Origin of the sequence: Sediminicola sp. YIK13 (assembly GCF_001430825.1) — a bacterium.
Taxonomy (GTDB): Bacteria; Bacteroidota; Bacteroidia; order Flavobacteriales; family Flavobacteriaceae; genus Sediminicola.
In genome coordinates, this window is record NZ_CP010535.1 from 529,513 (window position 1) to 550,899 (window position 21,387).

Annotated in this window: 10 protein-coding genes; 5 read left to right on the forward strand and 5 right to left on the reverse strand. The window is 39.6% G+C overall.

Features of this window, described 5'->3' with window-relative positions; genetic code table 11:
- Nucleotides 1–418: 418 nt before the first annotated feature.
- From SB49_RS02430 to SB49_RS02450, 5 genes are all read right to left on the reverse strand, one after another.
- The gene (locus SB49_RS02430) at nt 419–1,699 is read right to left on the reverse strand and encodes a nucleotide sugar dehydrogenase (RefSeq protein WP_062053517.1); all 1,281 of its coding nucleotides are present in this window, start codon (nt 1,697–1,699) and stop codon (nt 419–421) included.
- Between the two features lie 78 nt (nt 1,700–1,777).
- Entirely contained in the window at nt 1,778–2,779 is a 1,002-nt protein-coding gene (locus tag SB49_RS02435) for an SDR family oxidoreductase (protein WP_062053518.1), read from the reverse strand.
- A gap of 62 nt (nt 2,780–2,841) precedes the next feature.
- Nucleotides 2,842–4,011, reverse strand: coding sequence for a glycosyltransferase (locus SB49_RS02440; protein ID WP_062053519.1), 1,170 nt, complete (start codon nt 4,009–4,011; stop codon nt 2,842–2,844).
- Nucleotides 4,012–4,169: 158 nt separating this feature from the next.
- Complete coding sequence (locus SB49_RS02445; protein WP_062053520.1) at nt 4,170–5,198, reverse strand: NAD-dependent epimerase; 1,029 nt, start codon at nt 5,196–5,198, stop codon at nt 4,170–4,172.
- A complete protein-coding gene (locus SB49_RS02450) occupies nt 5,195–6,592 on the reverse strand; it encodes a nucleotide sugar dehydrogenase (protein WP_062053521.1) in 1,398 nt (465 codons plus the stop codon). Before SB49_RS02450 ends, SB49_RS02445 begins: the two co-directional genes overlap by 4 nt.
- A 267-nt stretch (nt 6,593–6,859) precedes the next feature.
- Between SB49_RS02450 and SB49_RS02455 the strand changes: the two genes are divergently transcribed.
- The 5 genes from SB49_RS02455 to SB49_RS02475 all read left to right on the forward strand — a co-directional run bounded on the left by SB49_RS02455 (nt 6,860) and on the right by SB49_RS02475 (nt 21,137).
- The gene (locus SB49_RS02455; protein WP_062058771.1) at nt 6,860–7,987 is read left to right on the forward strand and encodes an aminotransferase class I/II-fold pyridoxal phosphate-dependent enzyme; all 1,128 of its coding nucleotides are present in this window, start codon (nt 6,860–6,862) and stop codon (nt 7,985–7,987) included.
- Nucleotides 7,984–9,918, forward strand: coding sequence for a polysaccharide biosynthesis protein (locus SB49_RS02460; RefSeq protein ID WP_062053522.1), 1,935 nt, complete (start codon nt 7,984–7,986; stop codon nt 9,916–9,918). The genes SB49_RS02455 and SB49_RS02460 overlap by 4 nt, the downstream gene beginning before the upstream one ends.
- A 40-nt stretch (nt 9,919–9,958) precedes the next feature.
- Nucleotides 9,959–10,729 (forward strand): polysaccharide biosynthesis/export family protein, encoded by a 771-nt coding sequence (locus SB49_RS02465; protein ID WP_062053524.1) that lies wholly within the window; start codon nt 9,959–9,961, stop codon nt 10,727–10,729.
- A 36-nt stretch (nt 10,730–10,765) separates the two neighbouring features.
- A complete protein-coding gene (locus SB49_RS02470; RefSeq protein WP_062053526.1) occupies nt 10,766–13,147 on the forward strand; it encodes a GumC family protein in 2,382 nt (793 codons plus the stop codon).
- Between the two features lie 505 nt (nt 13,148–13,652).
- The gene (locus SB49_RS02475) at nt 13,653–21,137 is read left to right on the forward strand and encodes a PKD domain-containing protein (protein ID WP_062053528.1); all 7,485 of its coding nucleotides are present in this window, start codon (nt 13,653–13,655) and stop codon (nt 21,135–21,137) included.
- Nucleotides 21,138–21,387 lie beyond the last annotated feature (250 nt).

Here is a 21,387-nt window from a genome sequence, read left to right on the forward strand (position 1 = left end):
GGGGAAGAGATATTGGTAGCAATTGAAGAAGTTAAATCAAATGCATCATGTTAAAAGAGTAGAATACCCTCAAATTCATTATCGATTTGGTTTTCTGCAAATTAATATGGGATATATTCTGAGTAATAGATTATTCATGAAAATAATTAAATCACAGACTACGCTAATTGCAATCACGGAAATTAACTATGAATTTTTTTGCTTAAAACAGTACCAGAAAGCCTGTATACATCAAACAAAGAATTGAAAAAGATGATAGAATATATCAATTAAAATTATAAATGGATTATATTAAAAACAACTACTATGTTTTTGGTAAAATTTTTATGGGTTTCATAGAAAAAGACTAGCACATTACATGTGCTAGTCTTCATTTAAAACATTAGTAATTAATAAAGTTTTTTTTTCTTAGAAAGATTTAAAGACTTCTATCTGCTATTCCCTTTAATATTCCTTTTACATCATATATAACCCCTTCTTCTTTCAACAGTGACCTAAGATCTAAATCTAAAAATTCTTTGTGGGCAACAGTTAAAACTATGGCATCGTATTTTTCGGAGGGAAGTTTTTGTAATGTAGGCAAGGAATATTCCTGTTCTACTTCAATTGGTGAAGCCCAAGGGTCGAAAATTGTAACTTCAGCACCATAGCTCTTTAAATTATTTATAACATCTACGGCTTTTGTATTTCTTACATCTGGGCAATTTTCTTTAAATGTAATTCCCAACGTCAATATTTTAGAACCTTTCACTTTAATATCTCTTTGAACCATTAGTTTTACAACTTCTGAAGCGACATATTTTCCCATCCCATCATTCATCCTTCTACCGGCAAGAATAATTTCAGGATGATAACCAAATTCTTGAGCTTTTTGAGCCAAATAATAAGGGTCCACTCCAATACAGTGACCTCCTACTAAGCCTGGTGAAAATGGAAGAAAGTTCCATTTTGTACTTGCGGCTTTTAAAACTTCATGGGTGTTAATATCCATTAAGTTGAAAATCTTTGCCAATTCATTTACAAAAGCTATATTAATATCTCGCTGTGAATTTTCAATTACTTTTGCGGCTTCAGCCACTTTTATGGAAGAGGCCAAATAGGTTCCTGCAGTGATAACTGAGGAATATAGTGTATCTACTAGCTTACCAATTTCCGGAGTTGATCCCGAAGTTACTTTTAATATTTTTTCAACGGTGTGCTCCTTATCACCAGGATTGATTCGTTCTGGTGAATAACCCACAAAAAAATCGGTATTGAATCCAAGTCCACTGATTTTCTCCAATACAGGAACACATTCATCTTCTGTTACCCCAGGATATACGGTAGATTCATATATTACTATATCACCTTTTTTTAGCACTTTACCAACAGTCTCACTTGATTTATAAAGTGGTGTCAAAATTGGTCTATTGGTGTTGTCTACGGGTGTGGGTACTGTAACAATATAATAATTACAATCGTTTATAGCATCTAAATTATTAGTGCAATACAGCCCAATGGTATTGTCGGGAACAGTTTTTTTTACCTTTTGTAGTTCATCATCAGAGACCTCCAAGGTACTATCAAGTCCATTTTGTAGTTCGCCAATTCTTTTTTCGTTAATATCGAATCCAATTACAGAATATTTAGTGGCAAATAAACGGGCCAATGGTAATCCCACATACCCTAATCCAATTATGGCTATTTTAATATTGTTCATTTAAGTGTTTTTATTTTTCGTGATATTTTATAAGTATATAGATAACTCTTGAGCCCATATATACTTATTGAATAATAATTATTGTTTTAGATTTTGCCAGTACCATGTTGTGGCTTCTTTTAAACCTTTTTTTATGTCGTACTCAGGGTGATACTCTAATAATGTTTTTGCTTTTTCAATTGAGGCTAAGGAATGGGGAACATCTCCTTGTCTTGTTGGACCGTACTTTATTTGTACTTCAGATATTTTGGAATCAAATACACTTAAATATTCTTTTAATAGTGCAACTAATTCATTTAAATCTGTTCGTTCACCATAAGCAACGTTATACACCGTGTTTGTGGCTTTTTTATCTGTAGCAGCAATTGCCCTTATATTCATCTGAACAACATTCTCAATGTAAGTGAAATCTCTAGAATAAGTACCATCACCATTTATTATTGGGGATTCGTGGTTCATTAATTGCATTACAAATTTCGGGATCACTGCTGCGTAAGCGCCGTTAGGGTCTTGGTGCCTACCAAAAACGTTGAAATATCTAAGGCCAATTGTTTCTAAACCATATGTTGTACTAAAGATATTGGCATATAGTTCATTTACATATTTTGTTATGGCATAAGGTGATAAAGGTTTGCCAATAACATCCTCTATTTTGGGCATGTTTTCAGAGTCGCCATAGGTTGATGAGCTGGCGGCATAAATGAAACGCTTTACCGAACAATCTCTTGCGGCAACGAGCATATTAAGAAAACCTGATACATTTACATCATTACTAGTGATTGGATCTTTTATAGACCTTGGCACAGACCCTAATGCTGCCTGATGTAAAACATAATCCACTTCCTTACAAGCACTTTTACATACCTCTATATCTCTGATATCACCTTCAATAAGCGTAAAATTAGGATTTGATAATAATGCATTAATATTATCCAGTTTTCCAGTTGCAAAATTATCAAGACACCGTACCTTATTACCATTATTAAGAAGTGTTATGCACAGGTTTGAGCCAATAAAACCTGCCCCTCCAGTAACTAAAATGCAGTATTTAGGATCTAAGTGTAATTTCTTGTTAGTCATATTTTTCAATATTGTTTAAATTCCTTTATTTTTAATAGCAGAACTTTGTTCTAAAGAAGATTTTAAGTAAAACTCAAAATTTTCTTAGCAACAGTAATCCATGAATTATTAATTGCTAATTCGTTTATGTTTGAATGGATCAACTTCATATCTCTTTCAGGTAATTCAACGTATTTTTTTAATATATCATTTAAAGTATGACTATCATTTACAACCCATCCTATGTTTTTTTCAACAACATAATCTGTTAAATCTGGTGGTCCGGAGACAACTACAGGTTTGTTATATGCCCTTGCCAATTGGGCAGTTCCACTTTCGTGCCTTATATACGGTTTATATAGATTAATGATCAAATCCGCAGCGGTAAAGTATAATTTTTGCTCTTTATTCTCAATAAATTTATGATGTATAATGATTCTGTTTTCTAGATTATACTTTTTAGCCAATATATTTATTTGGTTATAAGTGTAATCTCCTTCAGGACCAGCAATCAGCCATTCCCAACTGGAATTCTTTTCTAAAGCTTCCATTATTGGTATAAACTCCTTGTCAGACCTTAAAGTGCCAAATGATAGCAAATAATTTTTATTCATATTTAACCCCAATTGAGATTTTGATTTAATCATATCATCTTTTTCCAATTTAAAGGGTAGTGGGGCGCCATAAGGAATATCAATTATTTTATCCTTATAATTTTCTCCCATTTGCTCAATAAAATTAAGCTTCATTTCATGGCCGTGAACAAATGATTTCTTAGAATGTTTTACAATTTTCTTTGATGAAACTCGCGCTAAACGTTTGTAAGATCCAGCTAATAAGGAAGTTTGTTTGAAATTGAAATTTGTATCATGAAAAATACAAAAATAGTTATCCGAGAATTTTTTGATTATTTGAGACAAACTAAAATATTCGAATGTCTCAAATATGATTAATGGTTTTTCCTCAAAAGAGAAATAGAAATTCATGAATTTTTTTAAAAAATCGTATGAATCCTTAAGCCTATGAAGTCCCCATTTTATTTTTTGAAATAATGTGACCTTCTCGATTGGTTTGTTTGATTTAGATATTTTAATTTCATTAATAGGATCATTAAATTTTAATGGCCCTTCAATCCCAAAAACAAACACTTCATATCCAAGTTCAATAAACGATTCGGAAAGACCCTTGGTGTAGTCGTAAGAATGACCATATAGTTGATATGCACCTGGGCTGTATATTAATATCTTATTCATTTATATATGATATGGTTAATTATGATAACATTTTATGGGTAAGTATTTGAATTTAAAAATATTGCTTTATTAATACCCAAGTTTAAATACTTACAATTATTTCATATAAAAAATAATTATCTCCTTGCAATTACTTTTTTATTCTGTGTGAGAACGCCTTATAATTTGTAATACTCTTTGAACCATAATACAAAATTTTTAACCCCAATTTTCACAGATGTTTTAGGGTAATAATTATAATCTTTAATTAAATCATCAATGTTTGCCCATGTATTCTCTACATCTCCGGATTGCATGGGGAGCATCTCTTTTATGGCTGTTTTTTTAAGATTAGATTCTATTTCTTTTATGAAATCTAACAATTTAACAGCTTTATTATTTCCGATATTGTATAATTTATATAAATTTTCTGTGGTAATTCTTTCATTTAAATCACCTTCAATAACCCGGATAACTCCTTCAACTATATCCTCTATATAAGTAAAATCCCTTGCCATTTGTCCATTGTTAAACACCTTTATTGGCTTGTTTTTAGCAATAGCATCTGTAAACAAAAAAAGAGCCATGTCAGGTCTTCCCCATGGCCCATATACAGTAAAGAATCGAAGCCCTGTTGTTGGTATTCCAAATAGATTACTGTAGGAATGTGCCATTAGTTCATTGCTCTTTTTGGTAGCTGCGTAAAGGCTTATAGGTTTGTCAACAGAATCCTCTATTTTAAAGGGGATGTTTTTATTTAGTCCATAAACACTCGAACTACTGGCATAAACTAAGTGTTTAATTTTAAAGTGTCTGCAACATTCTAAAATGTTTAGAAAACCAACCACATTACTATCTACATATACTTCAGGGTTTTCTAAGCTATAACGCACCCCTGCCTGCGCAGCTAGATTACAGACAATATCAAATTTTTCTTTTCTAAATAATTTTGGTAGTTTTTCCCGATTTTCAATATCCATTCTAACAAAACGAAAATTACCTCCATGCAATTGACTTGAACAAACAATGTTAAATGGCGTTGCATCAATTTGAGAAATACCTAGAAGATTTAATCTAGCAAATTTTAATTTGGTGTCGTAATACCCATTTATATTGTCTAGGCCTAACACCTCATGTCCTTTTTGCACTAAGTTTAATGCAACATGAAAACCAATAAATCCTGCAGCTCCGGTAACTAATATTTTCACGATTCCCCTATTTTGTAATATTCAAAACCTTTGGCTGTCATTGTTTCTGAGTCCAAAAGTCTTCTTCCGTCAAAAACAAAAGCAGGTTTCAACATATTGTTATAAATCTTGTCCCAGTCGTACGTTTTAAATTCATCCCATTCAGTTAATATAGCGATGGCATGGGCTTCTTCAGTAGCCTTGATAGGATCCTTTACTACCTTTAATAGCCTTCTGTTCTCTTCAGGAGATCTGGTGTTAAGGTAATCCAAATCCGCGTAAATAGTTTTTTCTGAAACCTTTGGATCATATACAATAATCTCTGCTCTTTCTTCCAATAAGGCATCTGCTACATATATAGCTGCTGATTCTCTGGTATCGTTGGTATCCTTTTTAAATGCCCAACCATAGAACACTATTTTTTTACCGGAAACTGTATTGTACAGGGTAGATATGATATTTTCGGCAAAGCGTCTTTTTTGATAATCGTTCATAATTATGACCTGTTCCCAATAATCTGCAACCTCTTGGAGGCCAAAACTTCTGGCAATATATACAAGGTTCAAAATATCCTTTTGGAAACAAGAACCCCCAAAGCCTACAGAAGAATTAAGGAATTTAGACCCAATTCTGCTATCATAACCTATGGCCCTTGAAACCTCTGCTACATTGGCATCGGTTCGTTCACATAATGCTGAAATAGAATTGATGGAAGATACCCTTTGCGCCAAAAATGCATTTGCAACTAGTTTGGAAAGCTCTGAAGACCATACATTGGTCTGAAGTATACGATCCTTTGGGAGCCAGTGTTCGTAAATAGCACTTAAGGTGTTTTTGGCTTTTTGGCCAGAGGGGGTGTCATCTCCACCTATCAATACCCTATCTGCATTTAATAAATCGTCTACAGCAGTACCTTCGGCTAGAAACTCAGGATTGGAAAGGATTTCAAAATTCACACCATTTCCGGTATTTTCCAAAATACTCTTAATAGCACCTGCAGTTCTTACCGGAAGGGTAGATTTTTCTACCACTATCTTATCAGTTTTGGCAACCTTGGCTATATTTCTAGCACAAAGCTCGATATATTTTAAATCGGCCGCTTGTCCTTTTCCTTTCCCGTAGGTTTTGGTAGGTGTGTTTACTGATATAAAAATAATATCGGCTTCTTCAATGGCCTTATCCACTTCAGTGGAGAAGAAAAGGTTCTTATTTCGGGTAGAGGCAATGATCTCTTTTAGGCCTGGTTCATATACCGGCAGCTTATCCAAATCTTCATCATTCCATTGGTTAATTCTATCCTGATTGATATCTACCACGGTAACCTGTATTTCTGGACATTGGTTTGCAATCACGGACATGGTAGGGCCACCAACATATCCGGCTCCTATACAACATATTTTTGTAGTCTTTTTCATTTGGCTTTGTACTTTTCTAAAAAGGGTTCAAAGATGGCAAATATAATTCTTTAGTAATGCATATTGTCGTTAAAGGGCGTATTTATAGGTTTTTGGTAATTGTCCCAAGGGTGTAGGTATTTTATCGGTTAAGGTATTTTGGCTTAATCGTTCGTTGACCGATTATTTTTATGCTTGAACGAATTATGGAAGCATTTTGGTCCATTCCTGATGCCAATGGTTATTTTTGAAGAACCAAATATTACTAAATTATATTTAAGGACTTTGATGACCCAGACAAAAATATGGCTTTCTTCCCCTCACATGGGAACTAATGAACAACGCTATGTACAAGAAGCGTTCGATACCAATTGGGTAGCACCTTTGGGTCCTAATGTGGATCGATTTGAAGAAGCTATTCAAAATTTTGTAGGTAATAATATACAGGTTGCGGCCTTAAGTTCAGGTACTGCTGCCATTCATTTGGCATTGGAAATACTTGGTGTTTCTCATGGAGACGAGGTGATTTGCCAGAGTTTTACTTTTTCAGCATCTGCCAACCCCATAAAATATTTGGGTGCCAATCCTGTTTTTGTGGATAGTGAAAGGGATACCTGGAATATGTCACCGATATTGCTGGAAGAGGCCATAAAGTCTCGATTAAAAAATGGTGTAAAACCAAAGGCTATTGTCGCTGTACATTTATATGGCATGCCTTATAAGGTGGAGGAAATTAGAAAAGTTGCAGACTCCTACGGTATCCCTATTGTAGAGGATAGTGCTGAGGCATTGGGAAGTATGTATAAAGGAGGAAATTGTAGTTCATTTGGGGATATTGGTATACTCTCATTTAATGGCAATAAAATCATCACGACTTCTGGAGGTGGCGCAATGACCACTAAAAGTCTGAAAATCAAGAAAAAAGCAGTATTTTTGGCGACTCAAGCCAGGGATGATGCTCCCCATTATCAGCATTCCAATGTGGGCTATAACTATAGGATGAGTAATATACTTGCCGGAATTGGTCGTGGACAAATGGAAGTGTTGCCTAATAGGGTAGCGGCTAGAAGAGCAAATCATGAATTTTATAAATCCCGTTTGGGAGATATGAGCGAAATTGAATTTTTAGACGAACCGAACGGTTTTTATTCCAATCGTTGGCTGACCTGTATTTTAACACCTTCTTTTGAAATAAGGGAAATGATACGTTTGGCATTGTTGGAAGAGGATATAGAATCTAGGCCATTATGGAAGCCCATGCATTTGCAGCCCGTTTTTAAAAATGCGCTACATTTTAGTGATGGAACTTCTGAAGATTTGTTTGAAAGAGGATTGTGCTTGCCAAGTGGATCCAACTTGGAAACTTCCGATTTAGAGCGTATAGTTCATTTGATAATACAAAAACTAGCCAAATGATAAAAAATTACCTGGTCAATAACGCACATAGATACGCATCCAAATGGTTGGTACTTGCTATTGATGTTTTTTTAATATCAGTAGCTTTTATTATGTCTTATTTTATTCGATTTAATTTGACCTTCGAGTTTGATATCGAAAAGTTGGCTATGCAATTTCCGGTAGTTACACTAATTGCCATAATTTCATTTTTGATGATAGGTTCTTATAAAGGTGTTGTGAGACATACAGGGGTTAGGGATGTTTACAACATTTTTAATGCCATTTGTCTCTCAAGTATCTTCACCATATTTATGGTGATTTTAAACAGGCAATTCAGTATTTTGGAGGATTTTACCATTCCCTTGTCCATAATCATTATCCATAGTCTTATTGGTTTTATTTTGTTGGTTGCATCGCGATATGTCTTTAAAACCAGTTATGACAATTTGGTAAAAAAGTTTAAGATAACTAAAAATGTATTGATTTTTGGAGCTGGTGAATCAGGCATTCTCACCTATAATGCACTTACTACATCCACGAACAGTAAGGCTAGAGTAGTTGGTTATGTGGATGAAGATGTAAAGAAAATTGGAAAAAGTATCAATGGGGTTACCGTTTATGGGCCAGAAGATCTGACTGAGTTTTTTATAGGTAAAAGGGATATTTCTGAAATCATTTTTTCGATACATAATATTTCCAATAACAAATTAAGGGAGCTTGTCCAGAGTTTGGTCGAATTATCGGTACAGGTAAAAATTGTACCTCCTGTGGAGGATTGGATCAACGGGGAATTGAATGTCTCCCAGATCAAACAAGTACAAATTGAAGATTTATTAAATAGGGTGCCAATTGATATTAAAAAGTCGAAAGTTTCCAATGAGTTAAAAGGGCAAGTTATCTTGGTCACGGGTGGGGCCGGATCCATTGGAAGTGAAATAGCCAGACAAATAGCTCATTATGAGTACAAATCACTTATTATTATAGATCAGGCAGAATCAGCGCTTTACGATCTTCAGCAAGAATTAAAGCAGAACGGATTTCATAATTTCGTTCCTATTGTTGGCGATATACGGGATAAAAATAGAATGAACGAATACTTCCAGCAATTCAAGCCGACAATGGTGTTTCATGCCGCGGCCTATAAACACGTACCATTAATGGAATATAATTCTTATGAGGCCATTAAAATAAATGTTGCAGGCACGAAGAATATTGTGGATCTATCTATGAACCACAATGTGGATAAATTTGTTTTTGTATCAACTGATAAGGCAGTTAACCCGACCAATGTAATGGGAGCTACCAAGCGTATTGCCGAAATGTACATCAGTTGCATGCAACAGGAAAATAAGACCAAATTTATTACAACCAGATTTGGAAATGTTCTTGGCTCTAATGGCTCGGTCATTCCGTTGTTCAAAAAGCAGATCGAAAAGGGTGGACCATTAACGGTGACCCATAAGGATGTGACACGGTTTTTTATGACCATTCCGGAAGCTTCTCAATTGGTATTAGAGGCTGCTGCCATGGGTAGTGGTGGAGAGATTTTCATTTTTGATATGGGAGATTCGGTAAAAATATTTGATCTGGCAAAGAATATGATTAAGTTGTCCGGTTTAAAATACCCTGAAGACATCGATATCAAAATAACAGGATTGAGACCGGGTGAAAAGTTATATGAAGAATTATTGGCCAATGGTGAAAACACCCTCCCAACCTATCACAAAAAAATTATGATAGGTAAAGTAAGGGAGCTGGATTATACCAAAATTAGATCTAAAATTGAAGAGTTATGTGTCACCAATATGTTCTTTAATGCCAATACTGTGCCGCTGATGAAGGAAATTGTTCCTGAATTTGTGTCCAACAATTCTGAACTTTGTAAGTTGGACCAAAAAAAAGATGCTAAAAAAGGAGATGAAGGAACCAAGAAAATTTTGCAGTCCTAATTTTTCAATATATTTTTATTGCTTAATCACCACTATATCCATGAAAAACCATTCTAGATTTTCAATTATTTTATTAGTACTTCTTGTTTTTATAATTTCATCGTGTGCCTCCAAAAAGGAAGTGGTGTATTTCCAAAATGCCAGTGGTTTTGAAACTTTGGTCAACAAAAACGACTTTAGTCCAAAATTTAAAGTGGATGATTTGGTTAGTATTTATATATCAACATTGGATAATGAGGCCAGTGTTCCGTTTAATTTGTTTAGAGGAGCCTCGGAAGGTGGAATTAGGGCAGAGCAGGTTGATTATTTAGTGGATCAAAATGGGGAGATTGATTTTCCAGTAATCGGGAAACTAAAAATTGCTGGACTCTCCCCAGAGGAGGTGAGGGTTTTTTTAAGAAGTAAATTGTCTGATTATCTGAAAGATCCTATCATAAATATTCGTCTACGAAATTTCACAGTAACAATACTTGGGGAGGTAAATAGACCAGGTACTTATTCTGTTAATGGGGAGCGAATTACCATTTTAGAAGCATTGGGGTTGGCTTCTGATTTAACTATTAAAGGTATGCGAAAAAATGTGATGGTCATCCGTGATTTTGATGGCACAAAGGTATACACTAGAATAGACCTGACAAAAAAAGAGGCCATGAGCTCCCCAGTGTATTATTTGACACAAAATGATGTAGTCTACGTAGAACCCAACCGATCTGCAGTTACTGCATCTTCCTTGGATAATAGGGCCTCTATAGCAATCTCTATTGCTTCTGTATTGATAACTTCTACAGTTTTTTTACTTACAAGAAATTAAGTTAATAAAAATTTCTATTTCAAATTAAATTATAATATGTCATTAAAATCTAGGGAATTTTTAAATTCATCAAATGATTTAAAAGATTATTTCATCACATATACCAAACATTGGAAGTGGTTTGTATTGTCAGTATCTTTTGCAATTGTATTAGCATTTATTTTTATTAGGTATTCCACACCGGAATATGCGGTTGAAGGTAAAATTAGGATATTGGATAGTAAAAGTGCTTCACCGGAATTAGCAGTTTTTGATGATTTAGGCTTGCTTTCTGGTCCAAAAGACGAAATATTTGATGAAATTGAAATACTCAATTCCCGATCTAATTTTATCGAGGTCGTAAAAACATTAAAACTTAATGTTTCTTATATAAATTTAGGAAACGTAAAGGATTCCGAAATTTATAAAGAAAAGCCGATCAATGTTAATTTTATCGCTGCAGATACTATAGTTAATCAATCAACTTTTGAATTTTTCTTGGATATTGATTCAGATATTTCATTTGGATATGCAGCTAAGGAAATTGATCCAGTGAAAGTTTATACATTTGGAAAAAAAATTTCTACGGAAATTGGAGACTTGTTGATAACTCCAAACTTGGCTTATATCAATAAATATAAAGGTCAAAGAATAAAAATTAAAATTTTACCAGTATTTGTTGTTGCGGAAGAATATCAACAAAAAATTATAATTACACCGTCTACAGATAAATCTAATATAATTAATATTTCGTTAAATGACGCTATATCGAAAAAGGCTCTGGATATTATTAATACATTAATTAGAATTTACAATAAGAATGCGATAGAAGATAAAAAAATAATTGCAGACAAAACATCTGAATTTATTAATGATAGAATTGCTGAAATATCTTTGGATCTAACTGGTGTTGATCAGTCCGCAGAAGATTTTAAAACTGGAAAGGGGATTGCGGATATTGGTGCACAAACTAATGTAAATTTAACAGTTGGTGCTGCTAATAGGCAAGAGCTACAAAATGCTACGGTACAATTGAATATTGCGGCTTCAATGAAAGATTTTGTGGATGGTCAAGAAGGTTTTGAACCATTACCATCAAATGTTGGACTTTCTGATGGTTCAATTGCCGCTACTACTTCTAAATACAATGAACTGGTTAATGAAAGGAATCGTCTATTAAAAAGTTCAAATGATAAAAACCCTGTTATTGTTAATTTAGATCAACAATTGACTAGTTTAAAACAAACTATGAAATCTAGTTTAAATAGCATGACAAACAATTTAAGCTTACAGGTAAACAGTTTAAGTAGTCAACAGGCGAGGATAAATTCCAGTATTTATACTGCTCCCCAAAATGAAAGGGCTTTAAGAGATATTACCAGGCAGCAGCAAACAACCGAACAACTTTATTTATACTTACTTCAGAAACGGGAAGAATCTAATATATCATTAGCAGCTTCTGCACCAAAATCACAAATAATAGATAAGGCCTATCAAGTTGGAAGATTTCCAGTATCTCCTAAAAAACCTCTAATTTATTTAGTTTCGTTTATATTTAGTTTGTTGTTACCTATTGGTATTATTTATGCTAATAATTTATTAGACACTAAAATCCATAATAAATCAGGATTGGAAAAATTAGTATTGGATATACCTGTAATTGGAGAACTACCAAGGTTGAACAAAAAACATCAAAAAATTGTAAATGTTCAGGATAGGTCTGTTTTAACGGAGTCATTAAGAATAGTTAGAACAAATTTAGATTATATACTAAACTCTTCTAAGGATGGAGTGAGAAATAATATAATTTATGTGACATCAAGTGTTTCAGGAGAAGGAAAAACATTTTTTGCATCTAACCTTTCCATGATTTTGGCCAATACTAATAAAAAAGTTCTTTTGATAGGGGGTGATATCAGAAATCCTAAATTATATAATTTTTTTATTAGCAAAGATGTTGATAATATGGGTAAAAATAAATCCTCAAGAAATTTAGGACTAACGGAATACTTATTTGATAATAGCTTGAAAACTTCGGACATAATAAATTCAATGTTGGTCCATTCCACTACTTTTGATATTATTTATTCTGGAAAAATTCCACCAAACCCAACAGAACTGCTTATGAGTAGTCGTTTTGAAAAGTTAATTAATGAAGTTAAAGAAATATATGACTATGTTATTGTTGATACGGCTCCTTTAATGGTGGTTTCGGATACACTATTAATTTCCAAGTTCGCCAATCATACTATTTATGTTACAAGAGCAGATCTTACAGAAAACAATGTAATTGAATTTCCTATTAAGTTAAATAATGAAGGAAAATTGAAAGGACTGTCTTTCATTGTCAATGATGTTAATGAATCTAATTTAGGGTATGCAGGTAAGTATGGTTATGGTTATGGGAAGAATGTTAAAAAATGGTGGAAATTTAGTTAAAATCAAACCATTTTTAAATTTACATTTTTTACGTAATCATATTTTTTACTCTACTAATTTGAGGATTTAGTTCTATCATTTTTGTTGGTTCTGATAATTATACAGATATTTTAATATAAGTAGGTTCTTCTTCGAGATTTATTACAGGATATATCTGAGATTACATATTTTGGGTTTTTAAAATTATCCAGAAAGTTTAGCAGTAAAAATCATATGTATAGAATATATTCTCTATTAATTATTTGTGATTTTTAGACTGAATGCCTTTTTACACTTCCACCACTGATGGGATCATTCCGAGTAAATGTATAAATATCTCCAATTACTTATTTAATATCGATTTAACCATTAGTCGATAATTAATTGGGGTTTAACGAGTATTATTTAAGTAGCTTAATTAGGTTTTTGATGTTTAATATATTTATCGTAAAAATATTTCTTCCCCCTTTTAAATTAAGCTTAAATTTTTCATCCAAAAAATATTTTAATGCCAAAAATTAGATAAATGTGGCACATTTACTTTAGAAAAAAACATTATTGTTATCTGTTTTTGATTTGGTTATGTCTTTATGTTGGCCAGTTGAACGCCCAGGTAAATTTCACCCAGGGTTCCCTTGACTTCAATGGGAATGTTGGGATAGACCTTGGCACGTCCATGATGTTCGGTCCCGATGGCCGTCTCTATGTAGTGGAGTACAAGGGTTCCATAAAGATCTTCACGATACAGCGCAACGGTCCCGGCGATTATGTGGTGCTGGATACTGAAGTCCTGACCCAGGTCCATCAGATTCAGAACCATAACGACGATGGCTCGTTATATTCTGGCACGACCAGGGAGAAGACGGGCCTCACGGTTGCCGGAACGGCCACCAATCCCGTGCTCTATGTCACTTCCAGCGATGTCCGTGTCGGTGGCGGCTCTGGTGGTGGCAATGGAGATCTTGGACTGGACACGAACTCGGGCGTCATCACCCGTTTTTCCTGGAACGGCACTTCTTGGGATGTTGTCGATCTTGTCCGCGGGCTTCCCCGCTCGGAGGAGAACCATGCCACCAATGGCCTGGAATTCGTAAGTGTGGGGGGCAGGGACTACCTGATCGTGGCCTCAGGGGGCCATACCAATGCAGGTGCCCCGTCCAAAAATTTTGCACACCTGACCGAATTTGCGCTATCTGCGGCCATTCTTTCGGTGGACCTGACCATGCTCAACGGCATGCCCGTTCTGAACGATAACGGCCGGAGTTATATATATGACCTCCCGACCCTGGACGATCCTACACGGCCCAATGTGAACGGCATAACGGATCGTGACGCTCCGGGCTACAATGGAATAGATGTGAACGACCCTTGGGGGGGCAACGATGGCCTCAACCAGGCCATGGTGGTCCCTGGCGGGCCTGTGCAGGTGTTCTCTCCCGGGTACCGTAATGCCTACGATCTGGTGGTGACCGATGGCGGGGCAGTGTATGTTACCGACAATGGCGCCAATGGTGGCTGGGGCGGTTTCCCTATGAACGAGGGAATGTCTGGCACGGTTACCAACGATTATGACCCATCGGAGCCCGGCAGTGGCTCGTCCTCGGGAGGGGAGGCCATAAACAATGAGGACCACCTTAGCCTTGTGACCACCGATATACAGAACTACAGTTTTGGAAGTTTCTATGGGGGACACCCCAACCCTGTAAGGGCCAACCCCACTGGGGCGGGCCTCTATACAACGCCCTCCCAGAGCGGTATCTCAGGAGCGGAGTTCAGGACCCTTATTTATGACCCGAGCAGTCCGGGCCCTGGGTTCACCGACGATCCGAGCAAGGCACTGCCTGCAAACTGGCCACCGGTGCAGGTGGCCAATCCGGAGGAAGGTGACTGGCGCGGCCCTGGGATTGACAATCCAGATGGCCCAGAGGACTCCCTGGTGACCATATGGGATACGAACACCAATGGCATTGACGAGTACACCGCTACCAACTTCAACGGGGCGATGAAGGGGAACCTCATTGCCGGCAAGAGCGGGGGCATATTGTGGAGGGTGGAGCTAAAGGCAGATGGGAGCCTTCAAGCGCTCACGCAACTTGCCAATATAGGCGGGGTCACCACTTTGGGGGTTACCTGTAACAGTGATTCGGATCCCTTTCCAGGCACGATATGGGCCGCCCCTTTTGACAATACCATTAAGGTGCTCGAGCCCCAGGACATTGTGGCCTGTCTGGTTCCGGGCGATCCTGGTTACGATGCCAGTGCGGATTATGACAGTGATGGTTATACCAACCAGGACGAGCAGGACAATGGGACGGATCCCTGTAACGGGGGTTCCCAGCCCAATGATTTTGACAAATCGGCCGGTGCTCCCCTGGTCTCGGACCTTAACGATATGGACGATGACGACGATGGCATATCGGATGCCATGGACCCGTTCCAACTTGGTGATCCGAACAATGGGGGCAGTGACGCCTTTGCCCTGCCGGTGGACAACGAACTGTTCAACGGGGATGGGCTGGGGGGCTATCAGGGCCTTGGCCTTACGGGGCTGATGAACAATGGGGCTTCCGGCCCCAACTGGCTTGATTGGTTGGACGATAGGGACAATGGCCCTAACCCCAACGATATTTTGGGTGGGGCCATCGGGGCGATGACCATGCAGATGACCTCCGGGACGGCCCTGGGAGGATCCAATACCCAGGAGAAGGGCTTCCAGTACGGGGTACAGGTGGACCAGAATACGGGGGTCTTTACGGTTTCCAGTGCCATAACAAATTTCAACGATCCCTTACAGTTATACGGGAATACCAGTGCCCCGAATGGGGAGCTGGGGATATTCATAGGGGACGGAACCCAGTCAAATTATATAAAGTTCGTGATCACCAAAGCGGGACTTACGGCCCAACAGGAGATAGATGATTTGTCCCAACCACCCATTACCCTAGCCATTGCTTCGGGAAACCGTCCCAATAACGGTTCTACATTTTATTTTGTGGTGGACCCTTCGAACGGGGAGGTGGTTCTGGAATATGCCTTCGATGGGGGGGCAAGGGCCCTACTGGGGACGATCACGGCCCAAGGACCGGTTCTGGACGCCATACAGCAAACGGGCACCGACCTTGCCGTTGGCATGATAGGTACCTCCAATGCGCCAGGGGTGGAACTGGAAGGGACATGGGATTATTTGAAAGTTGCAACGAATAAACCTATTATAACTCAAAATTTACCAAATCTAAATAGGTACATTGCTTCACCGGACGAAAATTTAGATTTAAGTAATTTTTTTGATGATGACAAGGGTATTGATAATTTGACCTTTTCAGTACAGTTCAATTCCGATCCACAAATAGCTACATCAATCAATGGAAATATAATTACATTAGATTATCCATCTTTGTTGGCTATATCTGATATTACCGTTCGAGCAACGGACGATGATGGTCTTTTTGTGGAACAGACCTTTACCGTTAATGTTGTTGATGCCCCGGTGGTACTGTACAGGGTAAATTCCGGTGGGAGTGTAATCACAGCGATAGACGACAATATGGATTGGGGTGTCGACACCCCGGGCAATTTATCCCCTTATTTGTTGGAACCGGGCACCAATAATATATCAAGTTTTCCAATAACGAGCTATACGGCGGAGGTGGACCAGGGGACGACACCGCTGGCTATATTCCAGACCGAGCGCAGCGACAATTTAGCGGGGACGCCCAATATGGCCTATTCCTTTCCTGTTCAGGAAAGTGGAAAATATGAAATCCGGTTGTATTTTGGTAATGGTTGGTCTGGCACCTCCCAACCGGGAGAACGCATCTTTGACGTTTCAATTGAGGGTATAATATTCCCTAAATTAAACAATCTTGATCTTTCCGGTACCTATGGCCATCAGGTGGGCACTGTGATCGCCCATATCGTGAACGTGACCGATGGCTCTATAGATATTGAGTTTTTGCACGATGTGGTTCAAAACCCAATAATAAGGGGAATCGAAATATTGGATACATTTGATTCCCAAACACCGATATATTTGGATGCCATTACTGATCAACTAAGTATTGAGGGAGAGCAATTGGATGGAAGCTTGGGGATTACTGCAGTGGGAGGTGACGGCAATTTGGAGTATACGGCCTTGGGACTTCCCCCAGGGGTGTTCATTGAACCCACCAATGGGCAGATCGGAGGGACCATAGGTACGGGCGCGGCATTGGGCAGCCCATACAGTGTCACTATTACTGTGGACGATAGCGACAATGAAACCAATGATGCGGAAAGTATTGTTTTTATATGGGAAGTTCTGGACAGTGCCCCCAGTGGTGCCAGCTGGTTCGACAAGGACGAAAACGAGGGGTATACCGAGCGCCATGAGTGCTCGTTGGTACAGGCCGGAGATAGATTTTACCTTATGGGGGGCAAGGAAAGCACCCGGACCATAGATATTTATGATTACAAGACGGATTCATGGACGCCATTGGTGGATTCGGCCCCTGCGAATCTCCACCATTTCCAGGCCACCGAGTACCAGGGCCTGATCTGGGTGATAGGCGCGTTTGACGGCTTTGGGTTCCCTTCCGAGCCACCGGCCGCATCGATATGGATCTTCGATCCCTCGACACGGCTATGGATCAAGGGTCCCGATATCCCAGCCAACAGGAGACGGGGTGCGGCGGGACTGGTGGTCCACAACGATAGGTTCTATATAGTGGGGGGCAACACCATAGGCCACAACGGGGGCTATGTGAGCTGGTTCGACGAGTACGACCCGGCAACGGGTACCTGGACCCCATTGGCGGATGCGCCACATTCAAGGGACCATTTCCATGCAGCGGTTATCGGTGACAAGCTCTATGCCGCCGGGGGACGATTGTCCGGTGGGCCCGAGGGCACTTTCAAGCCCTTGGTCCCGGAAGTGGACGTTTACGACTTTACCTCCGGTACATGGGGGGCACTGCCATCGGAGCAGAACATACCCACGCCCAGGGGCGGATCGGCCACAGCTGTTTTCGATGGCAAGTTGGTGGTCATCGGGGGAGAGGTATTCGACGATATGGTTTACGGTACATTGACCAAAGATGCCCTTAAGGTAACGGAACAGTACGACCCGTCCACGGGGACATGGACCCGGTTGGCGGACATGAACCATGAGCGCCACGGGACCCAGGCAATAGTATCGGGCGATGGCATCTTCATTTTGGCAGGCTCTCATAAAGTCGGGGGGGGCACCCAGAAGAACATGGAGTACTTTGGCACGGATGCCCCACAGGGCGCTCCAAGTATTGCCAGTACTTTATCGGCACCATCCTCTCTGGAAATAGGTGTGGGGTCATCGGCCAATTTTGACATTGGTGTTGCCAACGGAAATGTAGGGGTGTTTGTGAAATCAATGCAGCTATCCGGACCAAACGCCAATGAATTCAGTATTGTTTCCGGTGGGCTTACCAATGGTTTGATAAAGCCAAACACAACCCATTCCGTCACGGTTGCCTTTACAGGAAACGTTGAAGGGCAAACTGCAACACTTACCTTAAATTATAGCAATTCAGATCAACAAAATATAACATTAGTAAGTTCAGAATCTATCAATCAATTTCCAGTTGCAGTGGCAAGTGCAAACCAAAATTCTGGTAATTCACCCTTGACAGTAGCCTTCACGGGCAGCGGTTCCACGGACGATATAGGGATAGCAAGTTATTTATGGGAATTCGGGGATGTAGCGAGAAGCACCTCTACGGAAGCGGATCCAAGTTTCGAATTCACAGATCCAGGGGTGTACACGGTCACCTTGACCGTTGCCGACGATGGAGGCCTGACCAACTCGACCACTTTGGAGATCACGGTGAACACGCCCAACGGTGCGCCTGTGGCCGTGGCCAGCTCGGATGTATCCAGTGGGGATGCACCGTTGACGGTAGCCTTTACGGGCAGCGGTTCCTCGGACGATATAGGGATAGCGGGTTATCTATGGGAATTCGGTGACGTGGTGGGAAGTACCTCCACGGATGCGGATACTAGTTTTGAATTCACAGAAGTAGGAGTGTACACGGTCACCTTGACCGTTACCGATGACGGTGGCCTGACCAACTCGACCACTTTGGAGATCACGGTGAACACGCCCAACGGTGCGCCTGTGGCCGTGGCCAGCTCGGATGTATCCAGTGGGGATGCACCGTTGACGGTAGCCTTCACGGGCAGCGGTTCCACGGACGATATAGGGATAGCAAGTTATTTATGGGAATTCGGGGATGTAGCGGGAAGCACCTCTACGGAAGCGGATCCAAGTTTCGAATTCACGGATCCAGGGGTGTACACGGTCACCTTGACCGTTGTCGATGACGGTGGACTGACCAACTCGACCACTTTGGAGATCACGGTGAACACGCCCAACGGTGCGCCGGTGGCCGTGGCATCATCGGACGTTTCCATTGGCGATGCCCCCTTGACGGTAGCCTTCACAGGGAGCGGTTCCTCGGACGATATAGGGATAGCGGGTTATCTATGGGAATTCGGTGACGTGGTGGGAAGTACCTCCACGGATGCGGATACTAGTTTTGAATTCACAGAAGTAGGAGTGTACACGGTCACCTTGACCGTTACCGATGACGGTGGACTGACCAACTTGACCACTTTGGAGATCACGGTAAACACGCCCAACGGTGCGCCCGTGGCGGTGGCATCATCGGACGTTTCCATTGGCGATGCCCCCTTGACGGTAGCCTTCACAGGGAGCGGTTCCAAGGACGATATAGGGATAGCGAGTTATTTATGGGAATTCGGTGACGTAGCGGGAAGCACCTCTACGGAAGCGGATCCCAGTTTCGAATTTACGGATCCAGGGGTGTACACGGTCACCTTGACCGTTGCCGACGATGGAGGCCTGACCAACTCGACCACTTTGGAGATCACGGTGAACACGCCCAACGGGGCACCCGTGGCGGTGGCATCATCGGACGTTTCCATTGGCGATGCCCCCTTGACGGTAGCCTTCACAGGGAGCGGTTCCACGGACGATGTGGGGATAGCGAGTTATTTATGGGAATTCGGGGATGTAGCGGGAAGCACTTCCACGGAAGCGGATCCCAGTTTCGAATTTACGGATTCAGGGGTGTACGCGGTCACCTTGACCGTTACCGATGACGGTGGACTGACCGGCTCGACCACCTTGGAAATCACGGTGAATGACCCGGTCGATCCAAACAATAAAGCGCCGGTGGCTGCAATTACTGCCAATCCAATTAATGGTATCGCACCTTTGCCCGTACTCTTTAGTGCTGAAAATTCTACAGATGATAAAGGAATAGTACGATATGAGTGGGACTTTGATGATGGAACAACGTCTTCCATAAGGACCAATGGTTCAGCATTTAGCCATACGTTCACCCAAGCGGGTACTTACCAAGTAGTATTAACGGTAACCGATGAAGAAGGTTTAATAGGTACAGCTACGATGACGATAACCATATCTGAAACGAATTTGGCACCAAATGCCGTTGCCACCGCAACTCCCCTAGAAGGAAGCGCCCCCTTGGAAGTTGCTTTCGATGGATCTGCTTCCACGGATGATATAGGGATAATCTCCTATACTTGGGATTTTGGAGATGGTACAACTTCAAATGAAACCAGTCCATCGCACACTTATGGATTTGCTGGTGAGTTCGATGTGGTATTAACAGTTTCGGATGGAGAGTTTATGGATACAGCTGAAATTACTATTGTAATTATAGACAATGTCCCAACTGAAGTAGGGAATTTTGATGCCATGGCGGCTCTTAATCCTGTGGTTGATGGTATTGCTAACATAATTATGGTAAGTGAACCAATAGACGATTTTATAACCATTGTTTATTTACATGATGCCAGTGGTAGATATATTAGGGGTCATATTGCACAAACAATTTATGAAGCAGGAACTTATAAAATTCCAACGTATGGTTTAAGAAGTGGTATTTATTTTGTGACCTTATTGACAGAAAAAGGAGAGGCCTTAGGCTTGAAAATCATGGTGAACAATTAAATAATTCAATTATTTTTTAGTGGCTAACATTAATTGGTTAGCCCTTTTGTTTTTTTATAAAAAAATTAGTGTTTTTTCGATACTCCTTTTTTGTGCTTAATCGAAGAATAACGTCGATTAATCGGAATTACAATATAAATTTCTTAGTATTTTTACTATTGTTTTTATATTTAATCAGCATTATAAATGCACACCTATTTATAGTTAGTTCCCCAATTACTTTTAGTTCCCCAATAACTTTTTCTAACAA